The organism is Photobacterium kishitanii, assembly GCF_003026355.1.
Taxonomy (GTDB): Bacteria; Pseudomonadota; Gammaproteobacteria; order Enterobacterales; family Vibrionaceae; genus Photobacterium; species Photobacterium kishitanii.
The window spans coordinates 1-847 of the sequence record NZ_PYON01000049.1 but is presented as its reverse complement, the minus strand read 5'-3'; the positions used below and the strand labels follow the sequence as shown (position 1 = coordinate 847).

Genomic DNA, 847 nt, shown 5'->3' with positions numbered 1-847 from the left:
AAGCTAATATTGGCAATATCAGCCGCATCTTGGTCAATCGAACCGGTGACTTCAACCGTGTAAGAGCCATCGGTGGCAATAGTTACCACCATCACGGGCTTATCGTGGCTATCAACCACGGTTAGCACATTGCCTTCTACAGTAAAGGTGGTGGCTTCACCATTACTGGTGATAGTGCTTAAACTTGGCTGCTCTGCGTTGAAATCAATCTGATGAATCGCATCTGAGCCAATATCTAATGGCACTTCACCATGGATAATCTGACCTTGTTGGCTTGATTCATTAATCGTAGTGCCAGTATCAGTACCAAACTCTGGGTTAGCGCCGTCTTTAATCGTGATATCAACATTGGCCGGTTTTTGCAGCCAGTCACCATCGGTATCTTGCACCTGAATCGGTACATCGATAGTGATCTTATCGTTCACACTATCAACTAAACCTTGGTTACCGTTATCGGTGTGATTTAACGTTTTTTCTTGAGTGATGGTGACATTAACCGCCACATCATGACCATTCGCCGCTTGTACTGCTGACAATGATACCGTCACAACCAGCTCGCCATTGGCTGTTAAACCAATTAACTCACCCGTTGCACTGTTATAATGAAAACTGATCGCTTGATGATCACCAGTGGTTAACTCTGATTCTAATTCAGTGATTAGCGATGTCAGTTGTTTTGGATCGATGGTCACTTTTGTTGGATCGAGACGGTCTGCACCGGCTTCAATCGCAATGGTGGTAGTGCCAGATACTGGGTAGCCGTGTTCGCTACCCTGCGGGGTTAAATCCCCTTCGGTGATCGTCACTTGCCCCTGCTCATTACCTGCAGCATCGCTACCATCTTTAA

Annotated in this window: 1 protein-coding gene; it reads right to left on the bottom strand. The window is 46.0% G+C overall.

Annotated features, from left to right (window positions below):
* A partial coding sequence (locus C0W29_RS21715) for a hypothetical protein (protein WP_158260039.1) occupies positions 1-847 on the bottom strand: 847 nt, incomplete at both ends.